Below are 20,181 nucleotides of genomic sequence, written 5' to 3' on the forward strand. Positions count from 1 at the left end.
GTCGCTCCTGCGGGGGCGCTCGTCCGTCGAGTCGAGGGATCCTCGGTGATCGTCATGGAAAAGAGTGTGCAGGGTTTGTACAATGTTTGTCAAGGCGTTGCATCACATCGGCATGAGCCATGATGGGAACGCTGGCTGGGCTCGAGATCGGAACGCGGGATGACGGCGACATTGACCGACGTGGCTCGGCGCGCGGGCGTTTCTGTCGCGACGGCCTCGCGCGCATTCGGGGAGCCCGACCGCCTCGCGGTCGCGACGCGGGATCGCGTGCTCCGCGCCGCGAGCGACCTCGGGTACGCGACTCCGCAGGCCGCGACGACCACGCGCACGATCGGCGTCATCGTCCCCGATGTGGCGAACCCCGTGTACGCCACACTTCTCAAGGCGATCGAGGGTCAGGCCTGGCACGGCCGCCATCGGATCGTGCTGTTCGACGCGGATGAGGACCTGCGGCGCGAGCGCGAGCAGATCGAGCGCGCGCGCAAGCTCGACGGCATGCTGCTGTGCTCTCCTCGCCTGCCCGACGAAGACGTGCTGGCCCTCGTCGGCGAGACGCCGTACGTCGTGATCAACCGGCTCCTCGCGGGTGCTCCGTGCGTGCTGATGGACGCCGAGCACGGACCTCGGCAGGCGGTCGAGCACCTGGCGGCGCTCGGCCACCGGCACATCGCCTATGCCGCCGGGCCTCTCGGATCGTGGGCCGACAGCCGGCGATCCGACACGGTCGCGCGCGCGTGCGAGAGCTTCGGCATCCGTCTCACGCGGCTCAGCCACCACGCCGCGTCCATCCAGGGCGGACGCGCCGCGGCGGCGCCCGCGGCCGCGAGCGGCGCGACAGCCGTGATCGCATACAACGACCTCGTGGCGCTCGGTGTCGAAGCCGGCATGTCGGACCTCGGCCGCTCGTGCCCCGAAGACATCAGCATCGTCGGCATCGACGACATCGAGATGGCGGGAGCCGTGACGCCGGGTCTGACGACGGTGCGGATGCCGATCGGCAGAAGCGGGGCCCTCGCCGTCGACCTCCTGCTGCAGGCGATGGCCGGCACCCCACCCGAGGAGGCAGCGGTCCTCAACTCGCAGCTGATCGTTCGCGGCTCGACGGGCGCGCCGGCCGCGTGAGGTCCCCGACGGCGCCGCGCCCGCGCGCCGCGCGGGTGCGCGTCACGTCGTGAGCGTCGCGCGGATCCCCTCCACGGCGAGCGCGTGGTCCCCCTCGGACGACAGCCCCGACAGCGTCAGCGCGGCGACGACGCCGGCTCCGCGAACCCGGATGGGCACCGAGCCGCCGGTCACCGCGTAGTCGCCGGCCGCCAGCCACCCGACGGCGGTGGGGTCGTAGCCCGCGGCCGCCATCCGCGCGGCGAACAGCGCCGAGCTCGTCTCGAAGCGGAACACCACCGCGCTCTTGCGCCGGATCCAGTCGTCCTGATCCACCGTGACGACGGGCAGCGCGCTGCGGAACAGGATCATCCCGTTCACGCGGCGGATGTCGATGGCGACCCCGTGCCCGCGTTCCTCCGCGAGCGCGCGCACCGCGCTGCCCAGCCGCCACGCTTCGTCCGTGCCGAACCGATCCCAGGTGAGCTCGGCCTCCCCCGCTTCCAGCGCTGCGACGAGATCCTGTTCCATCACTCCTCCTTCTCGCCGTCGCCGGCGCTGGCGATCGGGTAGTCCACATAAGCGAAGCGCGTGCCGTCGGGTGACCAGCTGTTGACGTTGATGGTTCCCTGGCCTCCGAACAGCTCGACGGCGACGCGAGCCCGGGTCCACGCATCCGTCTGCGAGATGTCATCGACCACCCGCAGCTGTACGGGCAGGTCGGCGGGGTGGCCTTCCGTGCCGACGGGGAAGCTGAGGAACACCGCTCGGGTGCCCGTGGGATCGATGTGCGGGAACCAGTTGACCCGTTCGTCGAAGGTCAGCTGCTCGAGCCCAGTGCCATCCGGACGGATGCGGGCGATCTGCGCATGCCCGGGGGCTTCGGTGAACCGCTCGGTGTTGAAGAAGACCCACTCGCCGTCGGGCGCATACTCCGAGCCGTCGTCGGGCCCGCGACCTTCGGTGAGCGCCGCATCCCACGACCCGGATGCATCGATCACGCGGATGGTGCCGCTGTCCCAGCCGTTCGCGGGGTTCAGCGCCACGTATGCCAGCTGCTCGCCGTCGGGGCTGACCCCGTGGAGGAAATGCCAGTGCGGACTGCCGTCCGGCGTCACCTTCCGCACCGCACCGGTCGTGAGGGACGCCGCATAGAGGTGGCCGTCGTTCGCCGACACATAGATCGTGTCGCCGTCAGGTGCGAGCACATGGTCGTTGTTGAGCTCCGGCAGCTTCTCGATCGGCACCGGAGCCGGCGGTGCAGAGCCGTCGGCGGGCATGCGCCAGAGGATCCCGTCGCCGTTGAGGATCAGGTCGCCGCCGGCCGTCCAGTTCGGCGCCTCGACGAGAACCTCGCGGTCGACGTGGACCACCGTGCTCTCCCCCGTCGCGAGGTCGTACACGTGGACGCGGGCGACCTGCCCGTCGGCGAGCGTACGTGCCCAGCCCATCAGCGCGCGCCCAGCTGCCGGCGCGCTTCGTCGATCGTCGCGAGGATCGACACGGTCTCGGCGTGCGTGTGCAGCGGGGACTCCGCGCGGCCTTCCCCGACGTAGCGGGCCAGGGCGGTCGCCTCCCAGGCCAGCCCGTCCATGAGCCCCACCCCGGTCGGGTCACGCCAGACGACGGGCTCTTCGAAGAGATCGTGCGAGCGCAGGGTGATCGCGGTCGGGATGTGGAACGGCCCCTCGATGTCGATCCGCGCGGTCGTGCCGCAGATCGATGCGACGGTCGGCGTGCGCGTGAGGATCGAGGTCATCAGCGTGGACTGCTCCTCGCCGTGCCCGAGCACCACCGTCGAGGTCGCGTCCACCCCTGATGGGGTCAGCGAGCCGACGGCCGTGATCGACGTCGGCTCGCCCAGCACCATCGAGTCGAGCTGGATCGGATAGATGCCGAGATCCAGCAGTGCTCCGCCGCCCGTGCCAGGCCGGAGCAGCCGGTGACCCGGGTCGTCGGCGAGCGGCTGGCCGTGGTCGGCGATGACACTGCGGACGTCGCCGAGGATCCCCTCGTCGATCACGCGACGGATCATCCGCGTCTGCGGCAGGTACCGCGTCCACATCGCCTCCATGAGGAAGACGCCGGCGGCACGCGCCGCGTCGACCAGCTGCTGCGCGTCGGCGGCGCTTGTGGCGAGCGGCTTCTCCATGAGCACGTGCTTGCCGGCGGCGATCGCGCGCAGTCCGAGCGACAGGTGCTCGCTCTGCGGTGCCGCGACGTAGATCACGTCGACGCCCGGATCGTCGAGCAGCGCGTCGACGCTCGAATGACCGGTCGGGATGCTGTGCGCCTCGGCGAAGCTCTCGGCCTTGGCCTGGGCGCGCGCGGCGACGGCGACCACCTTCTGCGCGGTGTGCTTCTGCACGGCGGCGACGAAGAACCCCGCGATCCAGCCGGCACCGAGGACACCCCAGCGCAGCGCGGGTTCGCCCCTCTCGGGAAGGAAAAGCTCCGGTTCGGGCAGGGATCTGGGCAGCATCGACACTCCTTCGGTCATCGGCGACGCGATGACTTTAGCATCGTAAAAGATTTCTCGGCAATCAGCGAACTAATCTTTGACAATGTTCAAAACAAGCTGATAGCTTCTCCGGCGATGGCGGTCCAATGACGGATCACCTCCACGAGAAGGGACCAAGGATGTTCCGTTGGAAGGCCACAGCAGCCCTCGCGATCGTCGCTTCGCTCACCCTCGCCGGCTGCGCCGGCGGAGATGGCGACGGCGGGGGCACGAGCGACTCAGGGCGCGCGGAAAGACTCACGCTGATCGCGATCGCGTCGCCCACGAGCTACGACGTCGGCCAGGGCGCCGAGTACGGCAACCGGAGCGTGTTCTTCCAGGCGGTGTACGACACGCTGCTGCAGAAGGACGCCGCCGGAGAGATCATTCCCTGGCTGGCGACGGACTGGGAGTACAACGACGACAGCACGGTGCTCACGCTCACCCTGCGCGACGACGTCGTGTTCAGCGACGGCACCGCACTGGATGCCGTCGCCGTGGCTGCCAGCCTCGAGCGCTTCCGTGACGGGACGGCACCGCAGGCGGCGACCTTCGCCGGCAAGGAGTTCGAAGCCGTCGACGCGACGACGGTCACCATCACCCAGCCCGCACCCGACCCCTCCCTCATCAATCTGCTGTCGATCGCCCCAGGCCTGATCCAAGCCCCGTCCAGTTTCGACGACCCGTCGTCGGCGACCTCCCCCGTCGGCTCGGGCCCGTACGTGCTCGACAGCGCGGCGTCGGTCACGGGAACGACCTACGTCTACACGGCGAATCCGGACTACTGGAACCCCGACGCCGTCCACTACGACAGCCTGACGATCAACGTCATCGACGACCCGACCGCCGCCCTCAACGCGATGAAGGCCGGCGAAGCCAACGGGCTGCCGCTGGTCAACAACGACGCGATCGACGAGGTGTCGGCGTCAGGCTGGGAGGTCGCGTCCAACGAACTCGACTTCCACGGACTCATCCTGCTCGATCGGTCCGGGGCGATGGCACCGGAGCTCGCCGACGTGAGGGTGCGGCAGGCCATCAACATGGCCTTCGACCGCGAGGCGCTGCTGGACGTCCTGCAGGCCGGCTACGGAACCCTCACGCAGCAGGTCTTCCCGACGACATCCGTCGGCTACGACGAGGCCCTCGACAGCACCTACGAGTACGACCCCGAAGGCGCCAAGAAGCTCCTGGCCGAAGCGGGCTACCCCGACGGCTTCACCCTCGCCATGATGTCGACTCCGGCGTTCCAGACGACCTTCGACCTCGTCGCACAGCAGCTGGCCGACATCGGGATCACCGTCGACTACACCGACCCCGGCACAGGCAACTTCATCACCGACATGCTCGCCCCGAAATACCCCGCCACCTGGATGTCACTCGAGCAGAACCCCGACTGGCAGCTGATCAACTTCATGATCGCCCCCGAGGCGACCTTCAACCCCTTCCACTCCCAGGACCCGCAGGTCGACGACTACATCTCGACCATCCAGCTGGGCACGCCGGAGGAGGCGGAACAGGCTACGAAGGACCTCAACGCCTACATCACGGACCAGGCGTGGTTCGCGCCCTGGTACCGCAAGCAGGGCAGCTTCGCGCACGACACCGGCACGGCCGTGGCGATGTGGCCGACCAACTCCTACCCGTCGCTGTTCGGGTTCTCCCCTGCGAACTGATCAGCGGCACGACGGCCCCGGCGCGACATCGCGCCGGGGCCGTCGTGTGCACTCTCGACTCCGCGGTTCTCCGCACACGGTTCGGGGGGGGTCAGGCGGACGCGGCGATGCCCTTGCGGAGCGAGGCCAGCTGCGGCACGGACTCGTCGCTCAACCGCACGGCCGGGTCGTCGGCCAGCGACCGCAGCGCCTCGACGGCGCCGGCGAGCAGGGCGACGGCATCGATCCGCTCGTCGAGCAGCGCCTGCAGCTGCACGCCGTCCGACACGGCGATGAGCCGCTGCGCCTCGTCCGCCGGATCGAGATCGGGCGGGATCAAGCCGGCATCCTGCTCCGCGGTGATCCCCTCCGCGATCTGCTGCGCGACGCGCTCGTAGCGCTCGCGGAAGAACGCGTGCGCCTCGTGGTCGGGCGCGACGGCCTCGGCGGCGAACGAGTGCAGCAGGTGCACGAACCCGGGCACATACAGATTGAGACGCACATGCTCGACGAGGAAGTCGAGGGGCCGGTCGGGCACGGCCTCGACGGCGCGCGCAGCCTGGGTGTCGGCATCCCATCTCTCGATGACGGCCTGGAGCAGTCCGTCGCGCGAGCCGAAGTAGTAGACGAGGTGCGCGGCCTCGACGCCGCTCTCGCGCGCGATCTCGCGCAGGCTGAGCCGCCGGAAACCGGCCCCCGCGATGGCGTGCATCGCCGCCGCGAGCATCTCGTCGCGCCGCGCCATGCCCTTCGCATACGACGGTTGCCTCATGTGCCCACCCTACGGGCGGAGCGCGGCCGTGTGCGTCTGCGCGGGCGGGAAGACCGGCCCCGAGGGTCGTGCGATCGGGGCGAGGGGTGCGGGAGGCCGGCGCATCCAGCCTCCCGCACGGCGTTGCGGCGCAGCATCCGTCATCCGCGCGCGATCAGCCCTTCACGCTTCCCGTGGCGAGGCCCGACTGCCAGTACCGCTGCAGGAACAGGAACGCGATGATCAGCGGCAGGATCGACACGAACGAGCCGGTGATCACGGTCGAGAACAGCGCCTGCGTGCCGCCGCCCGCGGACGCCGCCGCCTGGAGCTGGGCGAGGCCGACGGTGATCGGATACAGCTCGGACGAGTTCAGCATGACCAGGGGCAGGAAGTAGTTGTTCCACGTCGCGACGAGCGAGAAGAGGAACACCGTCACGAGCCCCGGCCCGAGCAGCCGGAAGCCGACCTGCCAGAACGTGCGGAACTCGCCCGCCCCGTCGACGCGCGCCGACTCGATGAGCGTGTCGGGGATCGCGTCGGCCGCGTACACCCGCATCAGGTACACCCCGAACGGACTGACGAGCGAAGGGATGATGATGGCCCACGGGGTGTCGGTCAGCCCGGCTCGCGCGAACAGCAGGTACGTCGGCAGGGCGAGAGCCGTCAGCGGGATCATGATCGCGCCGAGGGTCGCGCTGAAGAGCACCTTCTTGCCGGGGAACTCGTACTTCGCGAAGGCGTAGCCCGCCATCGCCGACAGCAGCGTGGCGCCGACCGCCGCGGTCACGGAGTACACCACCGTGTTGATGAGCCACCGGGTGAACAGTCCGCCGCGGATCGTGAACAGCGTCTGCAGGTTGTCCCACAGCGACAGCTCGCCGCCGAACCACAGCCCGAAGGTGGAGAACAGCGCGGAGTTGTCCTTCGTCGACGACACGAGCAGCCACCACAGCGGCAGCACGAAGTACAGCACGCACAGCCACAGCAGGACCGTCAGCAGCCAGCTGCGCCGGCGGGAGCGGCTGTACGACGTCAGCGGCCGGTCGGGGAAGCGCAGCCCTTCGCCGGTCAGCAGCGTGCGGGTCTCGGTGGAGGTCATGCGAGCCCCTTCCGCTCACGGCGCGCGGATCGCTCGGATCCGAGCTGCACGAAGTACGAGACGATCGCGATCACGATTCCGAGCAGGAACGCGAGAGCCGCGCCGTAGTTCAGCTCCTGGTTGATGAACGCGACGTTGAACGCGTAGTAGTTCGGCGTGAAGCCGTTGGTGATCGCGTCGGGGGCGATGGTGTTCAGCAGACTCGGCTCGGCGAACAGCTGGAACGACCCGATCACCGAGAAGATGACGGTCAGCAGGATCGCCGGGCGGATGGCGGGGATCTTGATGCTCCACGCCAGCCGGAACTGGCCGGCCCCGTCGATCTCGGCCGCTTCATAGAGCTCCCCCGGGATCGCACGCAGCGCCGCGTACATGATGATCATGTTGTAGCCCACGAACTCCCACGTGACGATGTTCATCATCGAGCCGAGGATGTTCCCCGGCGAGAGGAAGTCGGGGGTTCCGAATCCGAGCGCCCGCGCCATCTGGGCGATCGGACCGAAGTCCGGACCGTACAGGTAGCCCCACATCAGCGTCGCCACGACCGCCGGAACGGCGTACGGCATGAAGATCAAGAGGCGGATGCCCTTCGACCCCCGCGCCAGGAACGTGTCCAGCGCGAGCGCGAAGAACAGTGCGAGGCCGAGCATGATCGGCACCTGCACGACGAAGAACAGCGCCACCCTGCCGAGGCCGCCCCAGAACTGCGGGTCGGTCAGCGCACGGACGTAGTTGTTCAGGCCCGCGAACACCTCGCCGCCGATGAGCTTGCTCTCGAACAGGCTCAGGTACCCCGCGTAGACGAGCGGGACGACGAGCATCGTGATGAACACGATGAAGAAGGGCAGCAGGAACAGGTAGGCCGCGCGGTACTGCTTGCGCTTGGTGGGGCTGGTGCGCCGCTTCTTCGCGGGCGCTGCGGGACGCGCGGCCGGCAATGCTGTTGCGTTCGCCACGGGAGTCTCCTTTCGAATGGATGCTGCGGACCGCCCGATCGCGTCACGGCTGCGGTGCGATCGGCCGAGGCGAAGGGTGCCCGCGCAGGGCAGGCGGGCACCCTTCGGGCTCACTTGACGGTGAAGCCCTGGTCCTCTGCGTACGAGACGAGCTGGTCCTGCCAGGCGTCGAGGGCGCCGCTGATGTCGCCCTTGGCCGCGATCACCGTGCCCATGGTCTCTTCATAGGTGGAGTACACGTAGTCCATGAAGGGGAGCCACTGGAAGTCGGTGTCGACGGTCGTGGAGATCTCCGCGAACAGCTTGTTGACCTGCTGGCCGCCGTAGAACTCCGACTCCTGGTCGACGAAGGCCGGGTCCTCGAGCACCGACACCTGCGGCGGGTAGAGGAACTGCTCGGTCGCGAGCATCATCGCCGACTCCTGGTCGTTGTTGATGAACTTCGCGAGCTCGTACGCGGCGATCGGGTTCTCACTCGACGCCAGCACGGCATCCGACGATCCGCCCCAGTTGCCCGAGACCTCGTCACCGGCGTTCCACTGCGGCAGCGGCGCGGCGCGCCACAGCCCCGACGTGTCCTTGGCGGTGCCCTGGAGGAAGATCGGCCCCCACGCGGCGGTCAGCCATCCGGCGTACTTGCCGCTGGCCAGGCCCTGGTACCAGTTGTCGTTGAAGTCGACGTCGGTCGAGATGAGGTCGTCCTGGATCAGGCCGGTCCAGTAGTCGGCGACCTTCTTCGCCTCGTCGCTGTTGACGTCGATCGTCACGGTCTCCTTGCCGTCGTAGCCGAACGGCTTGACGCCCGCCTGCCAGAAGAACCCGATCATCTGCCCGGCCTGCGTCGCGCCGAGATTCGAGATGTACGAGCCCGTGCTGTCCTTGACGGCCTTCGCGGCGGTCGCGTAGTCGTCCCACGTGGCCGGGGCCTCGGTGATGCCCGCCGCCGAGAGGATGTCCTCGCGGTACAGGTTGCCCATCGGGCCGACGTCCTGCGGGATCGCCCACACCTCGTCGCCCGGCGACACCTGGTTCCACGCCCATCCGACGTAGTCGTCGGCGAGGTCGTCCGCGCCGTACGGGGTGAGGTCGAGGAGCGACTCGGGAAGCACGAACGACGGGATGTACTGGTACTCGATCTGCGCGACATCCGGGGCACCCTCGCCCGCTTCGATCGCGCTGCGGAGCTTCTGGTAGTGGGGCAGGCCCTGGCCGACGTTCTCGACCTTCACCGAGATGTCGGGGTACTTCTCCTCGAAGAGATCGACCTCGTTCTGGATGTCGGGAACCCAGGTCCAGAAGGTGAGCTCCGTCGGGGTGCTCATCGCCTCGTCGATCTGATCCTGCGTGATCGGGCCCTGCGCGCCGCCGCCGTCGTTGCCGCTCGGGGCGCACCCCGTGAGGAGCACCGCGACCGTGGCCGCGCCGACGGTCAGCGTCGCTGCTGTTCTGCGTGCCTTCTTCATGATTGCTCTTTCTTCTCGGTGGGGTCGCGTGACCCCTTGGGTGCTCACCTTCCGACGAGACAGCGTGTCGACCACGCCGGAAGGGAGATCTCGGTGCCGGCGGAGAGCTCCTCCGCCGTGACGGCGTCCGCGAGGTCGACGGCGGGCGTGAACGCCTGCGGCTCGCCGCTCCAGTTGAAGACGAACCACGCACGGCGGCCGTCCGGGAGCGAGCCCGAGCTCACCGTGACCGGAAGCGCCCGCTCCGGCGCGATCGCGTCGGCGACGGTCGCCGGCGCGGCCCAGCGCACGAGGTCGGCCGCCAGTTCGGCCGAGGGGACGGTGCCGACCACGGTGATGCGTCCATCGCCGTGCGCCCGGCTCGTCACCGCCGCGAAGTCGCCGAATCGCGGGTGCACGTAACGCACGAGGGTGTCGGCATCGGATGTGACAAGCCCATCCGCCCACAGGGTCGCCGCAGCGCCGTCGGTCAGGGCGAGGCCTTGCTCGGACGTGACCGGCAGCGGGTCGCGCAGGTTCGAGAACTCCTCATAGCTCACGCCCGCAGCATCCGTCAGCCGCGCCGGAGCCATGCTCACGCGCGCCCGTGCCTCCTCGTCGCCGTAACCGGTGCGGATGCCGACGATGAGGTGGCCGCCGGCGGCGGCGTACTCGCGCAGCAGGTCGAGCTGGGAGTCGGTCGCGACGTAGATGCCGGCCGCGATGAGCACGGGGAACCGTGCCGCCAGGTCCTTCGCGCCCCAGGAGAGCGCCTGATCGGGATGCAGCACCCGCGCCTGTGCGCCGCCGTCGATGACTCCGCGGTAGTACGCGTCGAAGATGCGCGTGTAGCTGGTGCGATCGGGCTGCCCCGTCGCCGTGGGGAACGTCGGGAAGAACTCCAGGGCGAAGCGCGAGTCGTTCGACCACAGGATCGCCACGTCGGCATCGGGCTCGTAGCCGTCGAGGAGGTCGCCGATGGCCGCGAAGTCCGCACCGACGGCCGCGAGCTCACGGTAGACGCGGCCCGGCTCGAGACTGTGGGGAAGGATGCCTCCCCAGTAGGTCTCCGTGCCGTACGGCAGCGTGTGCCAGTGCCAGTACTCGATCATCGCCGCGCCACGGGAGACGAACGCGAACGCCGCCTGCGCCAGCTGCCCGGGATAGGGAGGGAGGTTGAACTCAGACCCGCCGATGGACTGCGCGTCGGTCTCGGTCACGAGGAAGCGGGCCTGGTTCGACGAGAACAGCCGGTCGGCCTGGCGGAACATCGCGGGGACGCCGCTCGTCGTCCACGGCGTGACCGCGGCCAGATCCTTCGTCGCGTCGAGGTGGTCCTGCATCGCGTAATACGGGTTGCCCGCCGTGACGTCGAGCGCCTCGACGAGCTTCTCGTCGTCGAGCGCCGGGCGCGGATACGCGATGCACGTCGTCACGAACTGCTCGGGGCTCGAGTACTCGCGCACGATCTCGGCCTGCCAGGCGATGAACTCCGTCGTGAGCTCGGCCTGGTAGCGGCGCCACGCGAGGTCGTACTGCGGCAGCGAGTTGCCGTCGGGCGTCCACAGGTCGGACCAGTCCGACAGACGGTGGGACCAGTAGGTGAGCCCCCACTCGCGGTTGAGCGTCTCGACGTCGCCGTACCGGGCCGCGAGCCGCCGCACGAACCGCTGGAACGAGCCGCGGTTGTGGAAGAGCACCATGCCGGGCTCGTTGTCGACCTGGTAGCCGATGACCGCAGGGTGCGACGCGTACCTGCCGACGACGGCGCGGATGACGCGCTCGGCGTGGAAGCGGAAGGCCGGGTGCGAGTAGTCGACCTCCTGGCGGGCGCCCCAGGGCATCGGCTCGCCGGTGCGGACGTCGGCAGCGATCTCGGGGTACGCGGTCTGCAGCCACGGCGGAACGGCGTACGTCGGGGTGCCGAGCACCACCGCGATGCCACGGGCGTGCGCGCCGTCGAGCACCGGCTGCAGCCACTCCAGATCGAACTCGCCGTCGCGCGGCTCCCACGTCGACCACACCGACTCGCCCACCCGGATGACCGTGAACTCGGCCTGCTTCATCAGGTCGAGGTCTTGATCGACGCGGTCGCTCTGGTGGTACTCCGCGTAGTACGCGGCGCCGAAGAGGATGCCGGATCGGTCGAGGTGCATCAGGGACTCCGTTGTCGTCGAGAGCGGGGTGGATGTTTTCGGAAACATCAGGGCGGAGCTAGTATGTTTTCGATAACATCGAGTTGTCAAGGGACAATCGGGAATCGTGAGCAAAGAGACCCAACCGCAACTGGGGACGCCTTCGGCGTCGGCGCGCGCCGCGACGATCTACGACGTCGCGCAGGTGGCCGGAGTGTCGCACCAGACGGTCAGCCGTTTCCTCACGGGCTACCCCGGCATCCGCCCCGAGACCAAGGCGCGCGTCGAGGCAGCACTCGTCGAGCTCGACTACCAGCCGAACCTGTCCGCCCGCAGCCTGAAGTCCGGGCGGTCCCACCGGATCGGCGCCCTCGTCCACGACGAGTCCGAGACGGGCCCCAGTCTCACGGCCCACGGCGCGACCATGGAAGCACGCGAGGCGGGCTACGTGCTCGACGTCATCTCGCTCGACGCCCACGACCGCGACTCGATCGCGAAGTCCCTCGCACTGATCGGGCCGAACACCCTCGCCGGGGTCCTCGCCCTCGCGTCGACCGACGAGATGGTCCACGCGTTCGAGGCCGCGCACTTCACGATGCCCACCTACGTCCACAGCGAGGCCGACGACACCCGCCTGGCGAAGACCGACGTCTCCCGCGTCGGCATGCCGGCCCTCATCGCTTACCTCCGCGACCTCGGGCACCGCAGGCTCGCCCACGTGGCCGGCCCGGCGAACTGGTCCGCGGGCCGCAATCGGGCGCGCGCGTTCGCCGCGGCGGTCGAGGACCTCGGCCTCGTCCACGCCGGCGAGCTCACCGGCGACTGGTCCGCCCGATCGGGCTACGACGCCATCGCCGGCCTCTCGGATCTGCCCGACGCGACCGCGTACGTCGTGGCGAACGATCAGATGGCCATCGGCACCATCCTCGCCCTCAAGCGACGCGGTCTCCGTGTTCCCGCCGACGTCAGCGTCGTGGGCGTCGACGACCTCCCCGAGTCGGCCTACATCGACCCACCGCTCACCACCCTGCGGGTCGACCACGTCGCGCGCGGCCGCGAAGCGGTCGCCTCCCTCATCGGCCAGATCGAGGGGGTTCCGGCGCGCCCCGTGCCCATCGACATCCCGCACGTCGTGGTGCGAGAATCCTCCGGCCCGGCCCCGGCCCGCTGAGCACAGAATCGGAGAGAATGCGCGACACGCCGCGGCGAGGCATCCGTCGCCGGCGTGTCGCCGAAATCCTCCGACTCTGTGCACCCGCGCCGGACTCTCCTGATGTTCCGCAGTCGCTTTCGGCGGCCTTTCGGGCGCTCCGACCGCCGAAGGTGACTGCGGAGCAGAAGAGTGGCGTCGCGGGAATGCTGCGAGAGATCTCGACGGCGAGGCCGCGCACGGGCCCGTCGAGCTCATCGAGGTGCCGATCCGGTTCCTCGCGATCCGGTCGCGCTGAATCGGACGGGCGGCGGATGCTGCGCCCCTGTCGCATGTCGGACGCCGGTGGTTGGCTGGCGCCCATGAAGATCGTGACCTCTGCCGACGGAACCCCCATCGCCTACGACGAGAGCGGTGACGGACCGACCGTCGTGATCGTGAACGGCGCCATGTCGACGGCCGCCGATGCGGCGGGACTCGCGACGGCCCTGGCGGATGCCGGCTTCCGGGCGATCACGTGGGACCGCCGCGCGCGCGGCTCGAGCGGAGACGCGCGGGACTCCGCGCCCGAGCAAGAGGTCGAAGACCTGGCCGCGGTGATCGACGGGGTCGGGGGCGATGCGGCCGTGCTCGGGCACTCGTCGGGCGCAGTGCTGGCGCTGTTCGCCGCATCCCGCGGGGTTCCGGTGCAGGCGCTGTTCCTGTCGGAGCCGCCGCTGCGGTTCGGCGTCGACGAGCCGGCCGACGACCTCGCCGAGCGCCTGCAGGCCCTCGTCGACGACGGCCGCGCCGACGAGGCGATCGTGACCTTCCAGCTCGAGGGCGTCGGCCTGCCGCGCGAGATGGTCGAGCAGATCCGGGCGAGCGACCAGTTCGCCGCGCTCGTCCCGCTCGCGCAGTCCACGGTGTACGACACCAACCTCGTGCGCGTCGCGTCGACGCCGAGCGCAGAGACGCTCTCGGTCTCGGCCCCGGTCACCGTGCTGCGCGGAGCCCAGACCTTTCCGCTGCTGATCACCGCCGCCGACCGCCTGGCCGACGAGATCGACGGGGCCGAGCTCGTCGTCGTCCCCGAGTCGGTCATGCACCGCCCCGACCCGGGTGCGACGGCGCGTGTCCTGGCCGAGCGCCTCCTTCCCGGGCGTTGAGCGAGCGAGCCTCACCTGTCGCGGACGCCGCCTCCCCTCGTTGAGCGAGCGACCCTCTCGTGTCGCGGGCGCCGCCTCCCGGTCGTTGAGCGAGCGAGGGACGCGGTCGTTGAGCGAGCGTGCGAGTCGAAACGCAGAGGCCAAACGCCCCGAGCGCGGCGCAGACGTCGACCCCGCCCCGCACGCCACGACCGTCAGGCCGCGAGGCGGCGCCGCTCGGCCAGGCTCTCGATCGCCAGGCGGTACTCGTCGATCATCCGGCCGCGCGACAGGCTCGGACGGGCGGCGAGCGCGGCATCGCGGTAGCTCGCCCGATCGTGCAGCACGGCCTCCCAGGCGGCGGCGATGGCGTCGGGATCGCGCGGTGTCACGAGCCCGAACCCTTCGACGCTCTGCGCCGCGTCGCCGACGTCGGTGGTGACCGGCGTCGCGCCCGACGCCGCCCCCTCGAGCAGGCACAGCGGCGATGCTTCCCCGAACGCACTCGTGAGCGCGACGATGTCGGCGATCCGGTACAGCGCCGGCATGTCGCCGCGGATGCCCAGGGCGTGCACGCGATCTGCGGGGGCCGCAGCATCCATCATCAGCGAAGCGAAGCCCGCGTTGTCATGGGTCATGCCCGCGCCGCACAGCACGTAGTGCGCATCCGGCCGCGCTGCGGCGTGGCGCGCGGCCGCGCGGAGGAACAGCCCCGGGTCCTTCATCGAATCGAACCGGGCGGCGAGGAGTACCACGGGAGCATCGAGCGGGATGCCGATGCTTGCGCGCAGCGCGATGCACTCGAAGTCGTCGGCGGCCGGACCGAACACGTCGATGTCGATGCCGTTCGGCACGACCCGACGATCGAGGCCGAAGGGCAGGTGCTGTGCGTAGACCTCGTCGGTCGAGCGTGCACATGAGATCGTGGCGGCGAGGAGCCCGGTCTCGGCCGCCTCGCGGAGCCATCCGAGCGCCGGTCCGGAGTGGGTCGGATCCGAGCGGTGGAGGCAGGCGGTGACGGGTACCGACGGCATCAGCCCGTGGGCGCGCAACGCCAGCAGCAGACCGAGCGGCTGCTCCTTGAGCGAGAGCACGACATCCGCCTGCGCGATCGCCTCGGCGGCGCGGTGCAGGTCGAGCTCGCGGAACGAGGACGGATCCATCGGATCCGCGCCGGCCGTGCCGCCCAGCGCAGTGATCTCGACGCCCGCCGCGGCGAGCCGCCGGTAGCGAGGGTCGTCGTGGGCGAACTGGACGGTGGCGTCCCGGCGCGCCTGCGCCGACAGCGACAGCACCGCATGGGCCTGCTCGCCACCGGCGTGGAGCCCGGCGACGACGTCGGAGTGAAGGATCCTCGCCCCGCCGGCGAAGAAGCCTTCGTACAGGGACAGCACGCGAAGGGTCATGTGGCACCTCTCGGGGGGAGGGACGACGGACGGATCGGATGCCGGAAACCTTCGTTCCGGCCGGTCACTGTCGGCGCCGGTGCCGGTCGATCCATCGTCGGGGCCGCGCGCCTCGATGTCGATGAACAGCCGGGGTGCATCGGGTGAACGCTCGACGCACGCGGGGTCTTCGAATTGCGCGTCTGTGCGCTCCCCCTCGTCCATATCGCGTGCTCTCACCGAGATCACGAGATCCGAACGCGAACAACGCGTGCTCTCGGTGAGAGCACGCGATGTGAACGCTCGCGGCGGCGGCCCGGCGCAGCGCGGCGCCCCAGCGCGGCGCCCCAGCGCGGGCGGCTCAGCGCGGGCGGCTCAGCGCGGGCGGGTCAGCGCGGGCGGCTCGCCGCCATCCGGCCGTCGGGGTCGAGCCGGGCGAGCACGGCGGCGGTGATCTCCCGCAGCTGCTCCGCCTGCTCGGGCGAGATCACGTCGAGCAGCAGGGAGCGCACGGTCTCGACATGGCCCGGTGTCGCCTGGAGCACCTTGCGGCGGCCGTTCGCGGTGATGACGGCGTCGGTCGCGCGTGCGTCGGAGGCGTTGCGCTCCCGTCGAACGAGGCCGCGCGCCTCGAGCCGCGAGATCACGTGCGACAGGCGCGGGAGCGTCGCATTCGTCATCGACGCGAGCTCCTTCATCTGGAGGCGGTGGTCGTCGGCGTTCGACAGCATCGACAGCGCGAAGTAGTCGAAGTGCGTGAGGTCCTCGTCACGCAGGAGCTGGGCGTCGAGTTCGCGTGGGAGCAGTTCGAGGAGTGCGGCGAACGGCACCCACATGTCCTGCTCGTCGCCCGTGTAGAACCGCGGCCTGTTCATTCTCCGATTCTAGGAATACTTGTGGCGACAAGTGGGCTGAACCCCCGCGCCTCGTATTCGCGCGCGAAGCCCTTGTCGCACCTGTCGCTGCTCGGTGCCGGCGTCTCGTTCGTTACGATCGAGACCAGGCAGCCCGAAGCCATCGTCATCGTCCGGAAACGCCCTCCTCGAAAGGACCACCGCCCGATGCTCGACGGTTTCCGCGCGGTCGCTCTCCGGATGGCAGCCGCAGCCGCAGCCGCAGTCGTGGTCGGTCTTCTCGCAGCTCCCGCCTCCGCAGCCGCCGCGCCCGACCCTTCGCCCTCGTCCGGCGTCTCGCTCAGCCCCGCCTCGGGCGGCGCCTACTTCGGCACGACGATCGACTGGAGCGTCGACACCGCCGCGCTGGAGGCCGAACGCCTGGGCCGCACGCCCGCCATTCTGGAGCACGTCACGAGGTACCCGCTCTCGGCCGCCGAACGTTCGTACCTCGATCAGTTCGTCGCGCAGGCTGCGGGCGTCGGGGCGCTGCCCACTGTCACGATCGCACCGGACGGAGAGCTCGCCGAGTTCGACAAGACCGATGCGAACGAGATCGTCGAGGCCGTCGCGCGGGCGCGCGTCGACACCGACGTGCCGCTGTACGTCCGGTTCGCGCCGGGCATGAACGCCCCGTGGGTCTCCTGGGGGCAGCAGCCGAGCGCGTACGTCGCCGCCTTCCGTGTGCTGGCCGACGCCGTGCACTCCGGGCTCCCCGGCGCGGCGATGGTCTGGTCGCCGACCTCAGGCGTCGGATACCCCTTCGGTGCGGATCCTGCCGCGACGGCCGAACTCGACACCGACCGCGACGGTCGGGTGACCTCCGCCGATGACCCCTACGGCCCCTACTACCCCGGGGACCGGTACGCCGACTGGGTCGGGCTTCAGGCCTACCACGACCCGAGCGAAGGTGGTGCGGCGGTCAACGCCGCACCGCCGCCCGGTGCTCTCGCCGGCCACCTCCAGGGGGACGGGAACCTGGCATTCGTCGACCGCTTCGCGTCGCGGGATCGCCCCCTCATGCTCGAGACCGGCGCCTTCTTCGCTGCCGGCGCGGGCGGTAGAGGCGAGCTCGAGATCAAGCAGCAGTGGTGGCGCCAGGTCATCGCCGCGGTCGATGACTTCCCCGCGCTCGACGCCGTCGTCTGGCGTGACGCCGCTTCGACGCGCGGCGACGTCGGACGAGCGTCGATCGATTGGAGCATCAGCGCGTCCCCGGAGCTCGTCGAGGCGTTCCTGGCGGACGCCGAAGCCGGCGGCCTGGTGTTCGGGCCCGTGTACTCGCCGTCGGGGCGCGCGCCCGCGAGTCTCGCGACAGGCACGACGATCGGCGGGCTCGCCGGGTGGCTCATCGCCGCCGCGATCTTCGCGGCGACCGTCGCACTGCTGATGTGGGGCTTCACCAGGGGCAGCCGCAGCGGTCTCGCGTACGACGGACCCTCGCGCCGGGACCTGCGCATCGACCTCCTGCGCGGCATCGCGATCGTGTTCGTCCTCGTCAACCACCTGGGGATGGTCTCGTTGTTCCAGAACGTGTCCCAGGAGGCGATCGGCATCGTGTCGGGCGCCGAGCTGTTCGTGCTGCTCTCGGGTGTCGTGCTGGGCATGGTCTATCGCCCGAAGATCGAGCGGGACGGCATGGGCGAGACTACGTCGCTGATCGAACGCCGCGCCGGGAAGATCTACGTGGCGGCGCTCGGCGTCGTGCTGGTGGTCGGGCTGCTGAGCCTCCTTCCCTTCCTGAACGCGACACCCGCCACCACCTTCATCGACGAGGGCACCGGCGCCGCGGGTGCAGAGGCGACGGGGCGCGTGTACGACCTCTACTCCGGGTTCGACCGGCTTTTCGAGTACCCGGTGGACCCGAGCGTGTTCGTGGACATCCTGCTGCTGCGGATGGGGCCATGGCAGGTCAACGTCCTGGGCTTCTACGTGGTGATGCTGGTCGTCTCGCCGCTGATCCTGTGGGCGCTGTCACGACGCTGGTGGATCGTGGTGCTGGTCACGAGCTGGGCGGTGTACAGCATCCAATCGTTCCTTCATCTCCGCCTGCTGCCGTCGCAGTTCGAGGACTCCTTCCCGCTGCTGACGTGGCAGGCGCTCTTCGTGACCGGCATGGTCGCCGGCTATCACCGGACCGCGATCGTCGACTGGTTCACCACCCGGTGGGGACGCGCGGCCCTGGCCATCTGCGTCCTGGCGACCGTGGGCCTGATGGTGTTCTCGTGGAACAACCCCTACCTGTCCAGCACGCTCGATGTCAGGCTCGGGGTCGTTGCGCCGAACACGTTCTCCGGGGTGTACGGGGCGTGGTTCGAGCGGACCTACCTCGACCCCGGCCGCGTGCTCAACGCGCTGCTGGTCACCGTCACGATCTACGCCCTGTTCAGCGTGCTGTGGAAGCCGATCAACCGTGCGGTGGGGTGGTTCTTCATCCCGCTCGGGCAGACCACGCTGTACGTCTTCATCATGCAGCTGGTGTTCGTGCTGATCGTGGCGAACATCCCGCTCCTGCACGAAGGCGACCTGCTGGTGAACACGATCGCCTACATCGTGATCCTCGGACTGATGTGGGTCATGGTGAAGAAGCGCTTCCTGTTCCGCATCATCCCGCGCTGACGGCTCAGCCGCGTCGGGCGGCGAGTGCGGAGGCGAGAGCGGATGCAGAACCCGGCGTGCTGTCGATCCTCCAGTCGACCTCCTTGTCGTGGTGGAACCAGACCAGGCCCGTCACGTCGGGCTGGTTCGCCAAGTGGGCGACGAGGTCGGCGTTCCACGTCGCCTTCGACCCGCCCGCCTCGGCCGACGCGGTCTCGGCGACGATGATCGGCTTTCCGGGTGCCAGCGCACGGAGCTGGGCGAGCCCGTCACCGAACAGCGGTGCCGGAGTGATCCAGCTGCTCCACGCCTGTGACACGCCCCAGTTGTAGCCGTCGAGCGCGACGGCGTCGACGTACTCGGCGCCCGGATAGAGCGACGCGAGCGGCGTCGAACCGGTGTAGGGCACGTTCGGGCTCCACATCCACTGCACGTTCGTGGCTCCTGCAGCGGTCACGACGTCGTGCACGTGCCGCCACGCCGCCGCGTATGAGCCGGGGGCGTTCCCGTTCACGCCGTCGCTCCACGGGTACCAGTTCCCGTTCATCTCGTGCGCGTAGCGCACGTACAGCGGCCTGCCCCAGGCGGCGAGCGCCGCGCCCCACTGCTGCAGGTACGCGTCGTAGGCTCCGGCGATCACCTGCGCGTTGGAGTACGCCGGCTGCGTGACGCCACCACCCCACCGCCACGGCTCCCACGTGAGAATGCTCGTGGCGCCCCTCGCCGCGACGCTGTCGAGCCCCGCGATCGGCGGCGACTGCGCGAAGTCGTAGTACGAGAGCACCAGGCCGGGGCTCTCGCCCACGAGCCGGGCGACCGCATCGAGTTCGCCGTTCGCACTCGCGCCGCCCGGTGTCGTGACGCCGAACCGCAGCCGTGCGGTGCTGATCGCCGGGGCGACGGGCGCCGGCTGCGGCACGGCGAAGGATGCCGTCGCCGCTGCGTCGCCCGCCGTTGCCGACACCGCGAGCATCGGCGTGGTCGTCGCCGGGATGATCACCGTGGCGCGGAAGGTTCCCGACGCGCTGGTCGTGAACGTCGCGGTCGCGGTGCCCGCCGTCACGGTTCCGGCGCGCTTCTTGCCGAAGCCGGCGCCGGTGACCGTCACGCTGGTGCCGACCGGCCCGGCGCTGGGTGAGAGCGCGAGCGTTCCGGTCGCTGCGCTCGCGGGCCCGGGCACGGCGATCACCCCGAGCAGGAGGCCGAAGGCCACCGCCACTGCCGTTCCGCCGGTACGGATACGAGACATCGGAGTCCCCTCCTCGCGGTGCATCCCCCCCCCAGATTCGCGGGGACGATCCCCGGGCCGCGTCAGGTCAGGGTACCCGCGGGCCGCCGTGAGGGGCGGCCGGGGACGATGGCCTGAGGGCTTCCTGAGGAATTCCGCGC

Annotated in this window: 16 protein-coding genes; 5 read left to right on the plus strand and 11 right to left on the minus strand. The window is 69.9% G+C overall.

The window, feature by feature from the left end:
• Positions 1 to 159 precede the first annotated feature (159 nt).
• Positions 160 to 1,122 carry a LacI family DNA-binding transcriptional regulator gene (locus ASF40_RS16770; RefSeq protein WP_056371068.1) on the plus strand — a complete coding sequence of 321 codons (963 nt, stop codon included), beginning with the start codon at positions 160 to 162 and terminating at the stop codon, positions 1,120 to 1,122.
• 42 nt (positions 1,123 to 1,164) lie between these two features.
• Here the strand turns inward: ASF40_RS16770 and ASF40_RS16775 are convergent, their stop codons facing one another.
• Genes ASF40_RS16775 through ASF40_RS16785 form a run of 3 tightly spaced genes read right to left on the minus strand, consistent with a single transcriptional unit; the run spans position 1,165 to position 3,583 of the window.
• Positions 1,165 to 1,632 (minus strand): heme-degrading domain-containing protein, encoded by a 468-nt coding sequence (locus ASF40_RS16775; RefSeq protein WP_056371069.1) that lies wholly within the window; start codon positions 1,630 to 1,632, stop codon positions 1,165 to 1,167.
• On the minus strand, positions 1,632 to 2,552 hold the full coding sequence (locus ASF40_RS16780; RefSeq protein ID WP_056371071.1) for a TolB family protein: 921 nt from the start codon (positions 2,550 to 2,552) through the stop codon (positions 1,632 to 1,634). The genes ASF40_RS16775 and ASF40_RS16780 overlap by 1 nt, the downstream gene beginning before the upstream one ends.
• The gene (locus ASF40_RS16785) at positions 2,552 to 3,583 is read right to left on the minus strand and encodes a Gfo/Idh/MocA family protein (RefSeq protein ID WP_056371599.1); all 1,032 of its coding nucleotides are present in this window, start codon (positions 3,581 to 3,583) and stop codon (positions 2,552 to 2,554) included. The genes ASF40_RS16780 and ASF40_RS16785 overlap by 1 nt, the downstream gene beginning before the upstream one ends.
• Positions 3,584 to 3,741: 158 nt before the next feature.
• On the opposite strand from ASF40_RS16785, the gene ASF40_RS16790 reads away from it, so the two are divergent.
• Positions 3,742 to 5,274, plus strand: a complete 1,533-nt coding sequence (locus ASF40_RS16790) for an ABC transporter substrate-binding protein (protein WP_056371073.1) — start codon at positions 3,742 to 3,744, stop codon at positions 5,272 to 5,274.
• Positions 5,275 to 5,365: 91 nt separating this feature from the next.
• Here the strand turns inward: ASF40_RS16790 and ASF40_RS16795 are convergent, their stop codons facing one another.
• The 5 genes from ASF40_RS16795 to ASF40_RS16815 form a co-directional block, all read right to left on the minus strand.
• Positions 5,366 to 6,025, minus strand: coding sequence for a TetR/AcrR family transcriptional regulator (locus tag ASF40_RS16795; RefSeq protein WP_082497127.1), 660 nt, complete (start codon positions 6,023 to 6,025; stop codon positions 5,366 to 5,368).
• A gap of 154 nt (positions 6,026 to 6,179) precedes the next feature.
• The gene (locus ASF40_RS16800; protein WP_056371077.1) at positions 6,180 to 7,106 is read right to left on the minus strand and encodes a carbohydrate ABC transporter permease; all 927 of its coding nucleotides are present in this window, start codon (positions 7,104 to 7,106) and stop codon (positions 6,180 to 6,182) included.
• Positions 7,103 to 8,062 (minus strand): carbohydrate ABC transporter permease, encoded by a 960-nt coding sequence (locus tag ASF40_RS16805; protein WP_235560267.1) that lies wholly within the window; start codon positions 8,060 to 8,062, stop codon positions 7,103 to 7,105. The genes ASF40_RS16800 and ASF40_RS16805 overlap by 4 nt, the downstream gene beginning before the upstream one ends.
• 110 nt (positions 8,063 to 8,172) lie before the next feature.
• Positions 8,173 to 9,525: an ABC transporter substrate-binding protein gene (locus tag ASF40_RS16810; RefSeq protein WP_056371079.1), complete on the minus strand. Its 1,353-nt coding sequence runs from the start codon at positions 9,523 to 9,525 to the stop codon at positions 8,173 to 8,175.
• A 44-nt stretch (positions 9,526 to 9,569) separates the two neighbouring features.
• The gene (locus ASF40_RS16815; protein WP_056371081.1) at positions 9,570 to 11,660 is read right to left on the minus strand and encodes a beta-galactosidase; all 2,091 of its coding nucleotides are present in this window, start codon (positions 11,658 to 11,660) and stop codon (positions 9,570 to 9,572) included.
• Between the two features lie 106 nt (positions 11,661 to 11,766).
• Here ASF40_RS16815 and ASF40_RS16820 point away from each other — a divergent pair, with 106 nt between their 5' ends.
• On the plus strand, positions 11,767 to 12,810 hold the full coding sequence (locus ASF40_RS16820; protein WP_056371083.1) for a LacI family DNA-binding transcriptional regulator: 1,044 nt from the start codon (positions 11,767 to 11,769) through the stop codon (positions 12,808 to 12,810).
• Positions 12,811 to 13,151: 341 nt separating this feature from the next.
• Positions 13,152 to 13,937 (plus strand): alpha/beta fold hydrolase, encoded by a 786-nt coding sequence (locus ASF40_RS16825; RefSeq protein ID WP_056371085.1) that lies wholly within the window; start codon positions 13,152 to 13,154, stop codon positions 13,935 to 13,937.
• Positions 13,938 to 14,131: 194 nt separating this feature from the next.
• Here ASF40_RS16825 and ASF40_RS16830 read toward each other — a convergent pair whose 3' ends face one another.
• Together ASF40_RS16830 and ASF40_RS16835 are read right to left on the minus strand one after the other, a co-directional pair.
• Positions 14,132 to 15,322, minus strand: coding sequence for a glycosyltransferase (locus ASF40_RS16830; protein WP_056371604.1), 1,191 nt, complete (start codon positions 15,320 to 15,322; stop codon positions 14,132 to 14,134).
• A gap of 368 nt (positions 15,323 to 15,690) precedes the next feature.
• On the minus strand, positions 15,691 to 16,176 hold the full coding sequence (locus ASF40_RS16835) for a MarR family winged helix-turn-helix transcriptional regulator (RefSeq protein WP_056371087.1): 486 nt from the start codon (positions 16,174 to 16,176) through the stop codon (positions 15,691 to 15,693).
• A gap of 219 nt (positions 16,177 to 16,395) precedes the next feature.
• On the opposite strand from ASF40_RS16835, the gene opgC reads away from it, so the two are divergent.
• Positions 16,396 to 18,813, plus strand: a complete 2,418-nt coding sequence (gene opgC, locus ASF40_RS16840; RefSeq protein ID WP_157549736.1) for an OpgC domain-containing protein — start codon at positions 16,396 to 16,398, stop codon at positions 18,811 to 18,813.
• Positions 18,814 to 18,817: 4 nt separating this feature from the next.
• Here opgC and ASF40_RS16845 read toward each other — a convergent pair whose 3' ends face one another.
• Positions 18,818 to 20,041, minus strand: coding sequence for a glycoside hydrolase family 26 protein (locus tag ASF40_RS16845; RefSeq protein ID WP_056371091.1), 1,224 nt, complete (start codon positions 20,039 to 20,041; stop codon positions 18,818 to 18,820).
• Between the last annotated feature and the right edge of the window lie 140 nt (positions 20,042 to 20,181).

This window comes from Microbacterium sp. Leaf288 (assembly GCF_001422925.1).
In the GTDB taxonomy this organism is placed as follows: Bacteria; Actinomycetota; Actinomycetes; order Actinomycetales; family Microbacteriaceae; genus Microbacterium.

Coding starts and splice junctions, on each gene's coding strand:
- ASF40_RS16770 (WP_056371068.1), top strand. CDS start 160: ATGACGGCGACATTGACCGACGTGGCTCGGCGCGCGGGCGTTTCTGTC.
- ASF40_RS16775 (WP_056371069.1), bottom strand. CDS start 1,632: ATGGAACAGGATCTCGTCGCAGCGCTGGAAGCGGGGGAGGCCGAGCTC.
- ASF40_RS16780 (WP_056371071.1), bottom strand. CDS start 2,552: ATGGGCTGGGCACGTACGCTCGCCGACGGGCAGGTCGCCCGCGTCCAC.
- ASF40_RS16785 (WP_056371599.1), bottom strand. CDS start 3,583: ATGCTGCCCAGATCCCTGCCCGAACCGGAGCTTTTCCTTCCCGAGAGG.
- ASF40_RS16790 (WP_056371073.1), top strand. CDS start 3,742: ATGTTCCGTTGGAAGGCCACAGCAGCCCTCGCGATCGTCGCTTCGCTC.
- ASF40_RS16795 (WP_082497127.1), bottom strand. CDS start 6,025: ATGAGGCAACCGTCGTATGCGAAGGGCATGGCGCGGCGCGACGAGATG.
- ASF40_RS16800 (WP_056371077.1), bottom strand. CDS start 7,106: ATGACCTCCACCGAGACCCGCACGCTGCTGACCGGCGAAGGGCTGCGC.
- ASF40_RS16810 (WP_056371079.1), bottom strand. CDS start 9,525: ATGAAGAAGGCACGCAGAACAGCAGCGACGCTGACCGTCGGCGCGGCC.
- ASF40_RS16815 (WP_056371081.1), bottom strand. CDS start 11,660: ATGCACCTCGACCGATCCGGCATCCTCTTCGGCGCCGCGTACTACGCG.
- ASF40_RS16825 (WP_056371085.1), top strand. CDS start 13,152: ATGAAGATCGTGACCTCTGCCGACGGAACCCCCATCGCCTACGACGAG.
- ASF40_RS16830 (WP_056371604.1), bottom strand. CDS start 15,322: ATGACCCTTCGCGTGCTGTCCCTGTACGAAGGCTTCTTCGCCGGCGGG.
- ASF40_RS16835 (WP_056371087.1), bottom strand. CDS start 16,176: ATGAACAGGCCGCGGTTCTACACGGGCGACGAGCAGGACATGTGGGTG.
- opgC (WP_157549736.1), top strand. CDS start 16,396: ATGGCAGCCGCAGCCGCAGCCGCAGTCGTGGTCGGTCTTCTCGCAGCT.
- ASF40_RS16845 (WP_056371091.1), bottom strand. CDS start 20,041: ATGTCTCGTATCCGTACCGGCGGAACGGCAGTGGCGGTGGCCTTCGGC.